Origin of the sequence: Streptomyces sp. NPDC002730 (assembly GCF_042888805.1) — a bacterium.
Classification (GTDB): domain Bacteria; phylum Actinomycetota; class Actinomycetes; order Streptomycetales; family Streptomycetaceae; genus Streptomyces.
Genome location: NZ_JBIAQG010000005.1, coordinates 142916 through 156823 on the forward strand (window position 1 = coordinate 142916; position 13908 = coordinate 156823).

A 13908-nucleotide genomic window follows, 5' to 3' on the forward strand; every position below is an offset into this window, starting at 1 on the left:
GGCGCGCCTATTCGCGAAACATCCGGGAAAGGGCCGGCCGGGCACGGTGGTGCCCATGGTTCTGCTCGGTCATCAGAGAGCCGGCGCGACGCACCACCCGGGCCCGTCGCGCCGCACCCTGTCCCTCGCGTTCGCCTCGGCGGCCGCGGTCCTGCTTGCGGCCTGCTGGCTGGTGATCCAGCAGTACAACGAACGGCCGCCCTGGGCACAGGACATCTCGTACGAGGCGGGCTTCATCCAGGGCAACCGCATCAGGCACTACGACCCGACCGGCCGGCAGGCGAAGGACCTGCTGGCCGGCGGGTGCGAGCGGTTCCGGGCGGAGGGCCGGGGCGGACTGAAGGCGACGTACGACCCCGGGCTGTGGGTGGTCGGCTGTCTGGACGGCGCGGCAGGGCGGCAGCTCGAGAAGCAGGGCCTGTTCCACTAGGTGTATTGACCCGGCCCACGCTCCTACCCCTGGTCCATCCCGGCCAGTACGAGCGGCAGCCGCGTCGTCCCCTCGGCGCTCACCCGCACCGGGACACCCCAGTCCTGCTGGTGCATATGGCAGGCCGGGTACTCGTTCTCGGGGTCGTCGTCACAGGACGCCGCCATCGCCGAGACATGCAGTACGCCCTCGCTCACCGCCGGGTCGATCTCCAGCTCGCGCGAGAGATCGGTGCCCGTGCCCTCCCCGCCCCTCAGCAGCTCGGGTGGGGTCGAGGAGACGAGCAGCCGGGTCGAAGGGCCGTACCGGGTGTCGAGCTTCTGGCCGGCCGGGGCCTGGAAGACCACGTCCAGCCGGAGCCTGCCCGGGGCGACGTCGGTGGCGGCGCGCTGGGTGCGGTGGGCGACGGCCTCGACGCGTACCGCCTCCTCCGGCAGCCGCAGCCGGGTCAGCCGATGCCTGGCGGACTCCACCACCACGATGTCGTCGCCGGCCAGCACCGCGCCGCTCGGCTCCCGCAGATCGGTGGCGAGCGTGGTCACTTCGCCGCTCGCGGGGTCGAAGCGGCGCAGCGCGTGGTTGTACGTGTCGCTGATGGCGACCGACCCGTCGGGCAGCGCGGTGACACCCAGCGGGTGCTGCAGCAGCGCCTGACCGGCGGCACCGTCCCGGTGCCCGAAGTCGAAGAGGCCGGTGCCGACCGCCGTGTGCACCACCAGATCGCGGTCGATCCAGCGCACCGATGAGGTCTCCGAGTCGGCGATCCACAGCCGGTCCTCGGTCGCCGCGAGCCCGGAGGGCTGCGCGAACCACGCCTCGGCCGCCGGCCCGTCGACGAGGCCTTCGTTGGTGGTACCGGCCGCGACCTGCACGGTCCCGGCCGCGGGGTCGTACGTCCACAGCTGGTGGACGCCCGCCATCGCGATCCACAGCTGCCCGCCCCACCAGGCCACGTCCCACGGCGAGGAGAGCGACACATCGAGTGCCGGGCCGCTCGTCGGTGAGCCCTGCCACCACTGCTTGCCGGTGCCTGCGAGAGTCTCGACCGCGCCGGTTTCGGGGTTGTACGCACGGATGGTGTGGTTCACGGTGTCCGCGACCGCGACCCGGCCGTCGGGCAGCAGCGCGAGGCCCTGCGGCTCATTGAACTCGCCGCCGTCGCCGGTGCCGGTGCCGCTGATGCGCCGTACGACGGTCTCACCGTCCGGCTCCAGCTCGACCAGCTGATTCCGGGTCGAGTCGGAGACGAGGAAGTTCCCGGAGGGCAGCAGCAGGGCCTTGCCGGGGAAGCGCAGATCGCTGGCGACCGGCTCGGGCGCGACATACGGCCCGTCCCCGCGCCGCAGCGTTCCCTTCGCGGCGTGCTCGGCCTCGAGCTCCTCGACAAGCTTCTCGATGGCGTGGGCATGCCCCTCGCCGGCGTGCTGGGCGACGATATAGCCCTCGGGGTCGATGACGACGAGGGTGGGCCAGGCCCGGACGGCGTACTGCTTCCAGGTGGCGAGCTCGGGGTCGTCGAGTACCGGGTGGTGCACCTGGTAGCGCTCGACGGCGTCGACGACGGCCTGGTGCTCGGCCTCGTGCACGAACTTCGGCGAGTGGACCCCGATGATCACGACGGTGTCGCGATGCTTCTCCTCGAGCTCCCGCAGCTCGTCCAGGACATGCAGGCAGTTAATACAGCAAAATGTCCAAAAATCAACAATGACAATACGTCCTCGCAGGTCAGCGAGGGTGTACTTCTTTCCGCCTGTGTTGAGCCAGCCGCCCTTGCCGATCAGCTCGGGGGCCCGAACGCGTGCACGTGTAGCCATACCTCCATCCAACAGCACGGAGCGGGGTAGTCATTCCAGCCATGAAATACCTCGTGCGCGACAAGATCTTCGCCATCGGCGAGGACTACTGGATCGAGGACGACGCCGGCCGCCAAGCCTTCCTCGTCGACGGCAAGGCGCTGAGCCTGCGGGACACCCTGGAGCTCAAGGATCCGACCGGGCTGGTCCTGATCACGCTGCGCAAGAAGCTGCTCAGCCTGCGGGACACGATGACCATCGAGCGTGACGACAAGCCGCTCGCCACCATCCGTAAGAAGCGGCTGTCGCTGCTGCGCAATCACTACCGCGTGACGCTCGTCGAGGGCACCGAGCTCGATGTCAGCGGACGGATCCTGGACCGGGAGTTCACGGTCGAGTACGACGGCGAGCTGCTGGCGCACATCTCCCGGCAGTGGTTCCGGGTGCGGGAGACGCACGCCGTGAACGTCGTACGGGAGGACGCGGACGCGGCGCTCATGATCGCGGTGGCGATCTGCGTGATCCATATGGCGGAGAAGGAGCGAGGGGGCGACGACGACTAGACGACTAGGGGTGCGGGCCGCGCCTCAATCGGCGGCGAGGCTGAACCTTTCAGCCTCGCCACAGGCGTCTAGGGGCGGCGGGGTTCCGCGAGCCCCAGCCGGCGGTCCTTGAGTACGGGGAACTGCTCCCGTGTCGTCCCGACCTTGGCCGGGTCCAGCTCGACGCTCAGGACCTCTTCGTCCGGGCCCGCCTCGGCGAGAATCTCGCCCCAGGGGTCGACCACGATGCTGTGTCCGGCCTGCTCGACGCCGGCGTGGGTGCCTGCGGTGCCGCAGGCCAGGACGTACGCCTGGTTCTCCACGGCGCGGGCGCGGGCCAGCAGCCGCCAGTGCTCGCGGCGGCGGGCCGGCCAGCCCGCCGGGACGACGAACGCCTGCGCCCCGGCGTCCACCAGACCCCGGAACAGCTCCGGGAAACGCAGGTCGTAGCAGGTCGCGAGGCCCAATGTGAGCCCCGGCGACGACTCGGTCCCGGGCAGCGCGACGGTCACGAGCTCGTCGCCCGCGCCCATCATCACCGCCTCGCCCTTGTCGAAGCCGAAGCGGTGGATCTTGCGGTATGTGCGGACCAGCTCGCCCGCGGGGGAGATGATGAGGGAGGTGTTGTAGAGGGTGCCGTCCGGGGCGTGCTCGACGACGGAGCCCGCGTGCAGCCACGCTCCGGCGTCGCTCGCGGCCTTCGCCATCACCTCGTACGTCGCACCGGCCGACGATTCGGCCTCGTCGGCGAACGACTTATAGGCGAACGCTCCGACGGGCCACAACTCGGGAAGCACCACCAGGTCGGCACCCCGCTGGTCGCGTACGAGCGAGGCGACGCGCCGTCTGCGGGAATTGACCGACTCGTCCGGGTCTACTGCGATCTGGATGAGGGAGGCGCGCACACTACCACCGTCCTGGCATTCGAGCCGTCATCACGGGCCTACGATCGTCACACGAAAGCACTGCCGGGCTGCCGTCCGGCAGCGTAACTTAACTGCCGAGCCTCCCACGCAGCCCAGCAGTCAGCAGCCCAGCCCGCGTACCGCAGAACCGCCGAGGGGTCCCGTGACCGTCCATCCCAGCCTCCAGACCTACGCCGATGCCTGGACCCACTCCATTGAATCGATAGCCGAGCTGGTGCAGCCGCTCGTCGAGGGCGAGTGGAACCGGCCCACGCCGTGCCCCGGCTGGTCCGTGCGCGACCTGGTCTCGCATGTCATCGGCATGGAGTGCGAGATGCTCGGCGATCCGCGGCCCATCCACACACTGCCGCGTGATCTGTACCATGTGCAGAGCGAGTTCGCCCGCTACATGGAGATGCAGGTCGATGTGCGCCGGCACCACACGGCGCCCGAGATGACCTCCGAGCTGGAGTACACGATCATCCGCCGGGCCCGTCAGCTGCGCAACGAGAGCCGCACCCCCGACACCATGGTCCGCGCCCCGCTGGGCGCCGAGCAGACTCTCGAACTGGCCATCCGGATGCGCGCATTCGACGCCTGGGTGCATGAGCAGGATCTGCGGTCGGCGCTGGGCAAGCCGGGCAACCTCGACTCCCCGGGCGCCTTCATCGCCCGTGACTGCCTTCTGGAAGCCCTGCCCAAGGTGGTGGCCAAGGACGCGGGCGCCCCGGCCAACTCGGCCGTCGTCTTCGATGTGCACGGCCCGCTCGAATTCCTCCGCACGGTGCGGGTGGACGCGGACGGCCGCGGCACGGTCGACGGCGCGCCCTCGCTCGGCCCCGTGGTGACCCTCGCGCTGGACTGGGAGACCTTCTACCGGCTGGCCTGCGGCCGGGTGCGGGCGAGCGCGGTGTCGGACCGGGTCAAGGTGGACGGTGACGCCGAACTGGCGGCGGCGATCCTGCGGGAGTTCGCGGTTACGCCGTAGGCGCGCCGGGCGTCGCGCCCTGGGGCGGCCTTCACCGGTTTCAGCGCTCGAGTTTCAGCGGTCGAGTTTTTCGGGTTTCAGCGGTCGGCGGCCGGCGGGGCGCCGTCGTCCGCCGGGGACCCCTCACACGCTCACACCGGTACGTGCACGGCCTCCACCCGGCTCGCCACCAGCCGCTCCCGCTCCCGCCGTACCGTGCGCGCCCGCAGCCGCAGAATCTGCGCGATGCCCAGCGTCTCCAGCACGAACACCGACGAGAACGCGATCCGGTAGTTGTCGCCGGTCGCGTCCAGCAGCACCCCGACCGCCAGCAGCGTCGTCATCGAGGCCACGAAGCCACCCATGTTGACGATTCCCGACGCCGTCCCCTGCCGCTGAGGCGGATTGGCCGGCCGGGCGAAGTCGAACCCGATCATCGACGCGGGCCCGCACGCCCCGAGCACCGTGCACAAAGTGATCAGCAGCCACATCGGGGCCCGGTCACCGGGGTACGCGATGGTGGCCGCCCACAGCAGCGCGGTCGCGCCGACCGTGCCGAGGGCCAGCGGGGCCCGTGCCGCGTGGTGCCGGGCGATCACCTGCCCGTACACCAGCCCGACCACCATGTTGGAGAGCACCACCAGCGTCAGCAGCTCACCGGCGGTCTCCCGGGAGAGACCCTGTGCCTCGACCAGGAACGGCATCCCCCACAGCAGCAGGAACACCATGGCGGGGAACTGGGTGGTGAAGTGCACCCACATGCCGAGACGGGTGCCGGGTTCACGCCAGGACTCGGCGATCTGCTTCCGTACGAACGCGGATCCCGCGTGCTGGGCGGGCGGTGGCTCGTGGCCCTCCGGGTGGTCCTTGAGGAAGAGCGACAGCAGCACCAGCACGACCAGTCCGGCTGCCGCGCTGCCCGCGAAGGTGGCGGTCCAGCCGAGGCCGTGCAGCATGCGCGCGATGACGACGGTCGAGACGAGGTTGCCCGCCATCCCGAAGAGCGCGGCGACCTGCCCGATCAGCGGTCCGCGCCGGGCCGGGAACCAGCGCGAGCCGAGCCGCAGCACGCTGATGAAGGTCATGGCGTCGCCGCAGCCGAGCAGCGCGCGCGAGGCGAGTGCCGTCCCGTACGACGGTGAGAGCGCGAAGCCCAGCTGCCCGACGGTGAACAGCACCACGCCGAGGGTGAGGACCTTCTTTGTGCCCAGGCGGTCGACCATCAGACCGACGGGTATCTGCATCCCGGCGTAGACCAGCAGCTGAAGGATGGAGAAGGTGGAGAGTGCGGAGGCGTTGACGTCGAAGCGGTCGGCGGCGTCGAGGCCGGCGACGCCCAGCGACGTACGGAAGATGACGGCGACGAAGTAGACGGCGACGCCGATGCCCCACACCGCGGCGGCGCGGCGGCCGCCGGGTGGATCGCCGGGCAGCGCGACGGCGGAGGCGCTCATCGGACCTCGCCCCGTGCCAGATTGCTGAACCAGCCGACGTGCCGGTGCACGAGCGCGGCTGCCGCGTCCGGGTCGCCGGCGCGCAGGGCCTCGAGGATCTCGCTGTGTTCGGCGACGTTCTTGGCGATCCGGTCGGGGTGGGAGTGCATCACGGCGACGCCCATCCGCAGCTGGCGGTCGCGCAGTTGGTCGTAGAGGCGGGAGAGGATCTCGTTGCCTCCGCTGCGTACGATCTCGGCGTGGAAGCAGCGGTCGGTGACGGCGACAGCCGCCAGGTCGCCCGCCTCGCCCTGCCGCTTCTGCTGCTCAAGGAGCTCTTCGAGCCGGGCGAGCAGCCGCGGCGACGCCGGTACGGCCTTGCGGGCCGCGTGCTCCTCGACCAGCAGGCGGGTCTCCACCACATCCGCGATCTCCTGCGCGGAGACGGCGAGCACGAGTGCGCCCTTCTTCGGATAGAGCTTGATCAGGCCCTCGACCTCGAGCTTGAGCAGCGCCTCACGGACGGGGGTGCGCGAAACGCCGACCGCGTCGGCCAGCTCGCCCTCGGTGAGGAGGGTGCCGCCCTCGTAACGGCGGTCGAGGACTGCTTGCTTGATGTGGGTGTAGACGCGTTCTGCGGCGGGAGCGGCGGCGGGCATGCGCACAGCTTAGATACAACACAGGTGCATCAGAAAGCCGGGTCCACGATGCAGGACGGAGACCCGGGGGGACGGAGGCCGGGCACAATTGTCGCGCCGTCACGTACATCCTTTTGGCGCGCTGATGGGTCTCGTAACGGGACCCTCCTACGCCTCGGGTCCTATCGGTCCTTTTTCAACGTATTTGCGAACTCGGAGCGTTCCCCTTGACACTCAGCCACACCGGCCTGCGCAGAGCCGCCACGGTCGTCCTTGCAGGTGGCCTGCTGGTGACGGCCTCGCCCCTCGCCGCGCCCGCCCAGGCGGCGCAGCCGATACCGACCATCAGCGGCAAGGGCGGCTTCCTGCTCGACCAGACGACGGGCAAGGCCGTCTACGGCAAGGCCAACGACCTCCGCCGCCAGATGGCCAGCACGACGAAGGTCACGACGGCGATCGTGGTTCTCACCACCCCCGGTGTCGACCTCAACCGCAAGGTGACCATCAAGCAGGCGTACCGCGACTACGTCGTCCGGGAGGGCGCGAGCACCGCGGACCTGAAGACGGGCGACAAGGTAACCGTCCGTCAGCTGCTGTCCGCGCTGATGCTGCCCTCCGGCTGCGACGCCGCGTACGCGCTGGCCGACACCTTCGGCACCGGCACGACGACCGCCGCGCGCACCAAGTCGTTTATCGGGAAGATGAACGCGAAGGCCACCCAGCTCGGTCTGAAGAACACCAAGTACGACTCGTTCGACGGCATCTCGTCGGCCGGCAGCAACTACACGACCCCGGCCGACCTCGCGAAGATGGCCCGGCACGCCTTCAGCAGCGCCGCCTTCCGCGATGTCGTCAAGGCGACGCAGTACAAGACGACCGCCACGACGAGCACCGGCGGCACCCGCACGTACACCTGGTACAACACCAACAAGCTGCTCGGCTCCTACAGCGGCGCCGTCGGCATAAAGACCGGCACCGGCACGACGGCGGGCCCCTGCCTGGTCTTCGCGGCCACCCGCGGCACGAAGACCTACGTCGGAGTCGTCCTCAACGGCACCGACCGTTACAACGACGCGGCCAAGCTGCTGGACTTCGGTTTCGGTTCCAGCACCGCGCGGACCATGGAGCTGCGGACCCTGCCGAAGGGCGCCCAGCGCGACTGATCCGGACCCGCAGCACCCGAGACGCCGACGCGATCCGCGTCGGCGTCTCGTTGTGACGGCAGCCGGTGGACCGTGTCAGCCGGGTGGCCGGTGGACCGGGTCAGCCGGGCAGCCAGCCCGCCTCCGCCGCCGCCTCGAGCGCCACCCGCTCGAAACGCTCGGCCGACGGGGGCGCGAGGTCCGGCAGCACGAGCGCGACCAGCAGCCGGTCGTGGGGCTCGGCCAGCGGCAGCCACCGCAGCCACGGGGCGAGTCCGTCCGCGGAGGCCTCGCCGACCAGGGCGACGGTCTCCGCGTCGCGCAGTACACGCTGGGTGGGATCGAAGGCCACCGGCCGTTCGACCAGTCGGGGCCGTACGCCGGCCCGGCGGAACAGCTCGACCAGCTCGTCGTAGTGGGCCGGGTTGGCCTCGCGCGGATGCGCCAGCACCGGGAACGCGGCGATCGCCGCCGGGTCGACGACCGGTGCGGCGGCCGCGAGCGGATGGCCCGAGGCGACCAGGATCCCTCTGCGCTCCCAGCGCAGCGGCCGCACGCGCACACCCTCGGCCGGCTCCGGAGTACGCGCGATACCGACATCGGCACGGCCCTCCAGCACGGCCCGACCGATATCGGGCGTGCGGAGCATCTCGGCGCTCACCTCGATGTCGGGGTGGCGCCGGTGCAGGGACTCCACCAGGTAGGGGACGGTGCCGTACCCGGTACTCGCGCTGTAGACGATACGGATCCGGCCCAGCTCACCGCGGCCCGCGCGGCGCGCGGCGTCCCAGACCTCGGCGAGCGCCGCCAGCGCGGCCGGGCCACGTTCCTGGACCGCGCGGCCCGCTTCGGTCAGCCGCACCACGCGGGTGGTCCGCTCCAGCAGCCGTACACCCAGCTGGGACTCCAGGCGGCGGATCTGGGCGCTCAACGCCGGTTGCGCGATGTGCAGTTGCTCGGCGGCGCGGGTGAAGTTCCGTTCCTCGGCGACGGCCAGGAAATAGCGCAGCAGCCTGGCTTCCGGAATCATGGAGCCAGCATACGGATCGCGGTGAATTCATAACCGCTGCCTATGAGTTGAGACCAGCGCGGTCTTTCCCCTCCGCCGTTTCCCGCTCCTACCGTGCTGACATGAGACTCGTCATCGCCGGGACCATGTCGCCCGGTACCACCGCGGTGCACTTCGCGGAACTCGCAGGCGCCAGGGGTCACGACGTAGGCCGACTCGGTACCTATGACGAGGTCGGGCCCGTTCGCCGGGCGCTCACCGGCGCCGACGCCGTCGTCCTCGTCCCCAAGCGCGGCGATGCCCGGCTGCACGCCCAGCAGGCCATGCGTACCCTGCTCGCCGCTGCCGCCGAACTGCCCACGCCCCCGCGCATCATGCTGGTCAGCTCGTTCGTCGTCGGCCATGGCAGGGCTCACCCGCTGAGCCGGGTCGATGCCACGCAGCTGCCCGCCAGGATCGCTTCCGAAGAGGATCTGCGCGCCAGCGGGCTGCCGTACACGATCGTCCGCCCCACCTGGCTCACCGACGATCCACCCGGTGCGCACGCCATCACCCTCACCCAGGATCCGCACGCCGACGGCATGGTCTCCCGAGCGGACATTGCGGTGGCACTGATCGCGGCCATCGAGAGCGGGAGCGCCGTCCGTACGACCTTCGGGCTGTTCAGCGAGCCGGGCACGCCGCCTGCCGACTGGACAGCCGCATACGCCCGCCTCCAGCCCGATGCGTACACCGGACCCGACCCCGACAAGGAACTCGTATGAAGCTGCCCGAGGCCCAGCACGCATGGGAATCGACCTTTCTCACCGACGAGGAGGGCCGTCCGCTCGCCCCGCGCTTCCACCGGCTGCTCATGCTCGACGTCGTGGACCATCCCACCGCCGCGGACGCCGAGCGCCTCGAGGGTGCGCTCGCCGCCCTGGAGGAGCGTTTCCCGCACGGACCCGACGGACTGCTCACCTGCCTGGGCTGGGGATTCGGCTGGTACGCGCAGCACACCGCCATCCGCTCCCCTGTGCCCCGCGCCATCCCCATGGCCCGCTGGGAGAATCCGAAGCTGGAGGACATCGCCGCCTGTCTGCATCTTGCGTCCGACGACGAGGACCGCCTCGCGGAGGTCACCGACGCGCTCTTCGGGCCCGGCCCGCTCGACCAGCGCGCCCGGCTGCGGATACGCGAGGTACGCACCGGTTTTGTCGGGAGCGGGCTGCCCGCCGAGCGGCTGCCCGAGCGCGGGCTCTCCCCGAAGGCGCCGCTGCTGCTCGGCTTCCACTCGGGGCTGCGCGGCAACCAGGCGACCGAGGAGAGCATCACCGTCCCCGAAGGCCCGCTGGCCGGCGGCACCACCATGCATGTGAGCCATATCGAGCTCGACCTCGACAGCTGGTACGAGCAGGACCGCGACACCCGCAGTGCCCGGATGTACGCACCCGGCATCGGCGCCGACGAGGCCGAGAAGCTGGTGGACGACGCGGAGAGCGACGCGGACCGGCTGCCTGCGCTGGCCGTCGCGCACGGACAGGTGGGCCATGCGCAGGCCACCGGCCGCGCCAGGCTGTACGGTCGCCCCCGCATCAACCGGCGCGACTTCGCGACGCTCGACCATGGTGCGCCCGGGACACATTTCGTGTCCCTGCAGCGCACCATGGAGGACTTCAACGCCACCCGCGCGGTGATGAACGCGGCAGACGCGCGCGGGCATCACGGCGACATCGGGGTCCGCCGCAACAACGGCATCAACTCCGTGATGGAGGTACGGAGCCGGGCGACCTTTGCCGTACCGCCGCGGGCCGCCCGCGCGTTCCCGAACCTGAGGAGCTAGTCGGTGACGGGCCCGTCCGGCAACCGGTGTGTCCTCAATCGCCGGACGGGCCCGAATGCGCCGCCCGCTCCGCGAAGACCTCGCGGGCGGCCGTGATGCCGTTGATCGCGGCGGGGAAGCCCGCGTAGACAGCCATCTGCAGGATGGTCTCCACGACCTCGTCCTGGGTGCCGCCGACATTGAGCAGCCCGTTCACATGCACCTTGAGCTGGGGACGGGCCGTACCCAGCGCGGTGCACGCGGCGATCGTCACCACCTCACGGGCATGCAGGTCGAGACCGCCGCGCGTGTAGATGTCCCCGAAGGAGAACTCCACGATGTAGCGGGCGAGATCGGGAGCGATGTCCTTGAGGCTCTCGATCACCGCTTCGCCCGCGTGGCCGTCGATCTCGGCGAGCGCGTCCCAGCCCCGGTCATAGCGCGGCGCCTCGTCGTTCTCGCTGACAGCGTGCGGGGCCTCGTCGCTGCCGTCCGTACGCTCCGCGAACACCGCCTTGGCAACATTCAGACCGTTGATGGCCGCCGGGAATCCCGCATACACCACGACATGAAGGATCGCCTCGACAATCTCGCGCCGGGTCACACCGATATTGAGCGATCCATGAATATGGAACTTCAGCTGCGGTGCGGCATGCCCGAGAGCCGTCAGGGCGCCCACCGTCGCGAGCTGCCTCTGGCGCAGGGTGAGTGAGGACCGTGCGTAGATATCGCCGTAAGGAAACTCGACCGTGAACCGACCGAGGTCGGGGGCGATGTCGGAGAAACTGTCGAGCACCGAAGGGCGTTCCTCGGCGGCGAGCTGCTGCAGGATTGCCAACCCCCTGCTGTAGCGGTCCTTCCCATCGTCGTGAGACTCAACTGCCATGCCTGGATGACTCCTTGTTCCATGGTTCAGGACCTGCACCGGCTCAGTTCCGGCGCCGGCTCAACTCCGGAAATTCCGGGTTCGTAGCCATGATCCCACCCTCGCCCCAGCGATTCTGGGGAATCTCCTGAATGACCACCGCTATCTTGTCGAGCGGCGCTCCGGTGACCTTGTGTGTGGCCTTGGTGATCTCCTCGATCAGCTCCTGACTCTTCTCATCCGTCTGATTCGGCCACGTGGTCACAGTGATGAACGGCACAGCCACCAACCTCAATTCATTCCGTCGTTACGAATTCGTGAAATTCCGGCTTCTGAAGTTTCAACTGGGCATGAATATCGCCGCCCAGACCGAACCAGCCGATGGCACCGCCGTAGTTCTGCTGATAACTCATCCACAGCACCACGACATTGATGATCCGGTTCGCTCCCGGTGTGCCGGGCGCCGGGAAGGGATGCGGCATGGTCGCGCGGTAACTCGCGCTGCCGTCCTCGTCGGTGACGAAGACATTGGGCACACCCAGCGGACCGGGCCTGGTGGGCCCTGCCGGGTCCAGGTCGTGCTGACGCAGGGACATCACGGTGTAGAGGCTGCTCGGGACCAGCCCGCCGAACTCCATCCGGAATACGGCGCCGCGGCCGTCCGGAGTGAGTTCCACCTCCAGCACCCCCTCCGCCTGGACCCACCGGCCGAGCGTGATCGGCTCGGTCACCTTGGGCCCGTCCTCCGGCCGCAGATCGGGGATCGGCGCCTGATGGAGCGGATAGCTCGGCCGTACGATCTCGTTCGCGTCGGGCCGCTGCTCGGGTGCGAAGACCATCGGGTAGTTGTTGCACGGCAGCGGAAGCGGAAGCGTATACAGCACCATGTCCCGGTCCGCCGGGTCGAGTTCGCTGCCCAGCTCGCGTACGACGGTGTACGGGAGCTGTTCGCCGAACGCCGGCAGATCGCTCTTGGGGCTGACGATCGCGGACCCCCAGGACCGTTCGACACTGCCCGAGGGCCCCTCCCGGTTGATCATTCCGATCACCACGAAGTCGCCGTCGGCGTCGACGATTTCACTGGGCGGATACGACGGCCCCTGGGTGGTGGGGCTGAGCCGGTAGCTCTGCGAACGGCTCATCGCGAACCACTCCCTTCTGCTGTGTTGTCCCGGAAACCGAGCGCCGCGAGCGCGGCCGCGAGTCCCACGGAGCCCGCACCGGTGGCCACCACGGCACCCCAGCCGCCGCCGCTCCACACCGGGCCGAGCGCGGCGCTGGCGGCGCTGCCCGCGAGCAGACAGACGAGCATGTACATGGACGAGGCGGCGCCGCGCTGTTCCTGGGGCACGGACTGAGCCAGCAGCACCAGCACGGCCGGCTGGCACGAGAAGACGCCCAGGAAGAGCAGCAGCATCCCGACGACCAGCAGCGCGGTGCCCGACGCCGCCCCGAGCGCGGCGACACCGGCCAGCACCAGGCCGAGGCCCAGCAGCACCACCTGGCGCGGCGCGATCCGGCTGCTCAGCCGTCCGGCCAGCGGTGCGCCCAGCACACCGGTCAGACCGATCAGACTCACCGTGCCGATCGCACCGGCGCTGTAGTGGAAGGGGGCGCCCTGCAGCCGGTACGTCAGAAATGTGACGAGTCCGAGATAGCCGAAGAACAGCAGCGCACCGACGCCGAACAGCCGCACCACAGGCCCCTGTCCGAACATCCGCAGCGCCGCCAGATACGCCTGCCCCACCGGCTTGCGGGTCCGGCGGTCACCCGCGCGCGGTGTCGGCAGCAGGCGCAGCAGCACCGCGGCCAGCACATTGAGCGCCGCGAGCAGCAGCACCGCCTTGTGCCAGTCGGCCCACCCTGCGACGACGCCGGTGAAGGAGCGCCCGAGGGTGATGCCGGCGACCGTGGCCCCGATGATCAGTCCGAAGAAGACACCGACCAGACCGTCGGGAGCGATCCTTGGCATCAGCGCGATCATCGCGGCCGGTACCGCGGCGGCCGCGATCCCGGCCACGGCCAGCAGCAGCGCGAACACGCTGAAGTCGGGCACCACCGCCGCAAGGGAGATCAGCGCGGCGACTGTCAGCGCTCCGCTGCCGCCCAGCACCTTGCTGCTGAACCGGTCGGAGAGCGGCCCGAAGAGAAAGAACGACAGGGCGTACGCGAAGCTCGCCACGGTGAAGACGAACCGGGCGTCCTCCGGGCCGACCTTCAGTGATGCGGCGATCTCAGGGAAGACCGGCTGCGTCATATAGATGGTGGAGACCGCGCAGCAGGTCGCGGCCGCGGCGACGACGGCCGCGCGCCAGGCCGCCGCCCTGGAACGCTCGGCAGCGGAAGGGGATGTCTGGGCCGTGGTGACCATCTCGGCTTCCTC

General features: G+C 69.9%; 15 protein-coding genes. 6 read left to right on the forward strand and 9 right to left on the reverse strand.

The window, feature by feature from the left end; all coding sequences use genetic code 11:
- The first annotated feature begins 55 nt into the window (after nt 1–55).
- Nucleotides 56–430, forward strand: a complete 375-nt coding sequence (locus tag ACFYXH_RS14280; RefSeq protein ID WP_389562480.1) for a hypothetical protein — start codon at nt 56–58, stop codon at nt 428–430.
- A 23-nt stretch (nt 431–453) separates the two neighbouring features.
- On the opposite strand, the gene ACFYXH_RS14285 is transcribed toward ACFYXH_RS14280, so the two are convergent.
- Nucleotides 454–2244: an NHL domain-containing thioredoxin family protein gene (locus ACFYXH_RS14285; RefSeq protein ID WP_389562481.1), complete on the reverse strand. Its 1791-nt coding sequence runs from the start codon at nt 2242–2244 to the stop codon at nt 454–456.
- A 41-nt stretch (nt 2245–2285) separates the two neighbouring features.
- Between ACFYXH_RS14285 and ACFYXH_RS14290 the strand changes: the two genes are divergently transcribed.
- The gene (locus ACFYXH_RS14290) at nt 2286–2786 is read left to right on the forward strand and encodes an LURP-one-related/scramblase family protein (protein WP_389562483.1); all 501 of its coding nucleotides are present in this window, start codon (nt 2286–2288) and stop codon (nt 2784–2786) included.
- 68 nt (nt 2787–2854) lie between these two features.
- Here the strand turns inward: ACFYXH_RS14290 and ACFYXH_RS14295 are convergent, their stop codons facing one another.
- Nucleotides 2855–3670, reverse strand: coding sequence for a carbon-nitrogen family hydrolase (locus ACFYXH_RS14295; RefSeq protein ID WP_389562484.1), 816 nt, complete (start codon nt 3668–3670; stop codon nt 2855–2857).
- 163 nt (nt 3671–3833) lie between these two features.
- Between ACFYXH_RS14295 and ACFYXH_RS14300 the strand changes: the two genes are divergently transcribed.
- Nucleotides 3834–4658: a maleylpyruvate isomerase family mycothiol-dependent enzyme gene (locus ACFYXH_RS14300; RefSeq protein ID WP_389562486.1), complete on the forward strand. Its 825-nt coding sequence runs from the start codon at nt 3834–3836 to the stop codon at nt 4656–4658.
- A gap of 131 nt (nt 4659–4789) precedes the next feature.
- Here the strand turns inward: ACFYXH_RS14300 and ACFYXH_RS14305 are convergent, their stop codons facing one another.
- Both ACFYXH_RS14305 and ACFYXH_RS14310 read right to left on the reverse strand, forming a co-directional pair.
- Complete coding sequence (locus ACFYXH_RS14305) at nt 4790–6091, reverse strand: nitrate/nitrite transporter (RefSeq protein ID WP_389562488.1); 1302 nt, start codon at nt 6089–6091, stop codon at nt 4790–4792.
- The gene (locus tag ACFYXH_RS14310) at nt 6088–6729 is read right to left on the reverse strand and encodes a GntR family transcriptional regulator (protein ID WP_327324897.1); all 642 of its coding nucleotides are present in this window, start codon (nt 6727–6729) and stop codon (nt 6088–6090) included. The genes ACFYXH_RS14305 and ACFYXH_RS14310 overlap by 4 nt, the downstream gene beginning before the upstream one ends.
- Before the next feature lie 206 nt (nt 6730–6935).
- On the opposite strand from ACFYXH_RS14310, the gene ACFYXH_RS14315 reads away from it, so the two are divergent.
- Nucleotides 6936–7871 (forward strand): D-alanyl-D-alanine carboxypeptidase family protein, encoded by a 936-nt coding sequence (locus tag ACFYXH_RS14315; RefSeq protein WP_389562490.1) that lies wholly within the window; start codon nt 6936–6938, stop codon nt 7869–7871.
- Between the two features lie 100 nt (nt 7872–7971).
- Here the strand turns inward: ACFYXH_RS14315 and ACFYXH_RS14320 are convergent, their stop codons facing one another.
- A complete protein-coding gene (locus ACFYXH_RS14320; protein ID WP_362677533.1) occupies nt 7972–8880 on the reverse strand; it encodes a LysR family transcriptional regulator in 909 nt (302 codons plus the stop codon).
- A 101-nt stretch (nt 8881–8981) separates the two neighbouring features.
- Here ACFYXH_RS14320 and ACFYXH_RS14325 point away from each other — a divergent pair, with 101 nt between their 5' ends.
- Together ACFYXH_RS14325 and ACFYXH_RS14330 are read left to right on the forward strand one after the other, a co-directional pair.
- Nucleotides 8982–9623 carry an NAD(P)-binding oxidoreductase gene (locus ACFYXH_RS14325; RefSeq protein WP_389562492.1) on the forward strand — a complete coding sequence of 214 codons (642 nt, stop codon included), beginning with the start codon at nt 8982–8984 and terminating at the stop codon, nt 9621–9623.
- Entirely contained in the window at nt 9620–10681 is a 1062-nt protein-coding gene (locus ACFYXH_RS14330) for a hypothetical protein (RefSeq protein ID WP_389562494.1), read from the forward strand. Before ACFYXH_RS14325 ends, ACFYXH_RS14330 begins: the two co-directional genes overlap by 4 nt.
- A 34-nt stretch (nt 10682–10715) precedes the next feature.
- On the opposite strand, the gene ACFYXH_RS14335 is transcribed toward ACFYXH_RS14330, so the two are convergent.
- The 4 genes from ACFYXH_RS14335 to ACFYXH_RS14350 are packed head-to-tail and all read right to left on the reverse strand — an operon-like array spanning nt 10716 to nt 13896.
- A complete protein-coding gene (locus ACFYXH_RS14335) occupies nt 10716–11546 on the reverse strand; it encodes a carboxymuconolactone decarboxylase family protein (RefSeq protein WP_389562496.1) in 831 nt (276 codons plus the stop codon).
- A gap of 43 nt (nt 11547–11589) precedes the next feature.
- Nucleotides 11590–11811 (reverse strand): 4-oxalocrotonate tautomerase family protein, encoded by a 222-nt coding sequence (locus tag ACFYXH_RS14340; RefSeq protein WP_389562498.1) that lies wholly within the window; start codon nt 11809–11811, stop codon nt 11590–11592.
- A gap of 10 nt (nt 11812–11821) precedes the next feature.
- On the reverse strand, nt 11822–12667 hold the full coding sequence (locus tag ACFYXH_RS14345) for a hypothetical protein (protein ID WP_389562500.1): 846 nt from the start codon (nt 12665–12667) through the stop codon (nt 11822–11824).
- Complete coding sequence (locus tag ACFYXH_RS14350) at nt 12664–13896, reverse strand: MFS transporter (RefSeq protein ID WP_389562502.1); 1233 nt, start codon at nt 13894–13896, stop codon at nt 12664–12666. The genes ACFYXH_RS14345 and ACFYXH_RS14350 overlap by 4 nt, the downstream gene beginning before the upstream one ends.
- Nucleotides 13897–13908 lie beyond the last annotated feature (12 nt).

What these genes read in the sequence shown, in the direction of transcription:
- ACFYXH_RS14280 (WP_389562480.1), top strand. Translation starts at nt 56, where the DNA reads ATGGTTCTGCTCGGTCATCAGAGAGCCGGCGCGACGCACCACCCGGGC.
- ACFYXH_RS14335 (WP_389562496.1), bottom strand. Translation starts at nt 11,546, where the DNA reads ATGGCAGTTGAGTCTCACGACGATGGGAAGGACCGCTACAGCAGGGGG.
- ACFYXH_RS14345 (WP_389562500.1), bottom strand. Translation starts at nt 12,667, where the DNA reads ATGAGCCGTTCGCAGAGCTACCGGCTCAGCCCCACCACCCAGGGGCCG.
- ACFYXH_RS14320 (WP_362677533.1), bottom strand. Translation starts at nt 8,880, where the DNA reads ATGATTCCGGAAGCCAGGCTGCTGCGCTATTTCCTGGCCGTCGCCGAG.
- ACFYXH_RS14325 (WP_389562492.1), top strand. Translation starts at nt 8,982, where the DNA reads ATGAGACTCGTCATCGCCGGGACCATGTCGCCCGGTACCACCGCGGTG.
- ACFYXH_RS14285 (WP_389562481.1), bottom strand. Translation starts at nt 2,244, where the DNA reads ATGGCTACACGTGCACGCGTTCGGGCCCCCGAGCTGATCGGCAAGGGC.
- ACFYXH_RS14310 (WP_327324897.1), bottom strand. Translation starts at nt 6,729, where the DNA reads ATGCCCGCCGCCGCTCCCGCCGCAGAACGCGTCTACACCCACATCAAG.
- ACFYXH_RS14350 (WP_389562502.1), bottom strand. Translation starts at nt 13,896, where the DNA reads ATGGTCACCACGGCCCAGACATCCCCTTCCGCTGCCGAGCGTTCCAGG.
- ACFYXH_RS14290 (WP_389562483.1), top strand. Translation starts at nt 2,286, where the DNA reads ATGAAATACCTCGTGCGCGACAAGATCTTCGCCATCGGCGAGGACTAC.
- ACFYXH_RS14305 (WP_389562488.1), bottom strand. Translation starts at nt 6,091, where the DNA reads ATGAGCGCCTCCGCCGTCGCGCTGCCCGGCGATCCACCCGGCGGCCGC.
- ACFYXH_RS14330 (WP_389562494.1), top strand. Translation starts at nt 9,620, where the DNA reads ATGAAGCTGCCCGAGGCCCAGCACGCATGGGAATCGACCTTTCTCACC.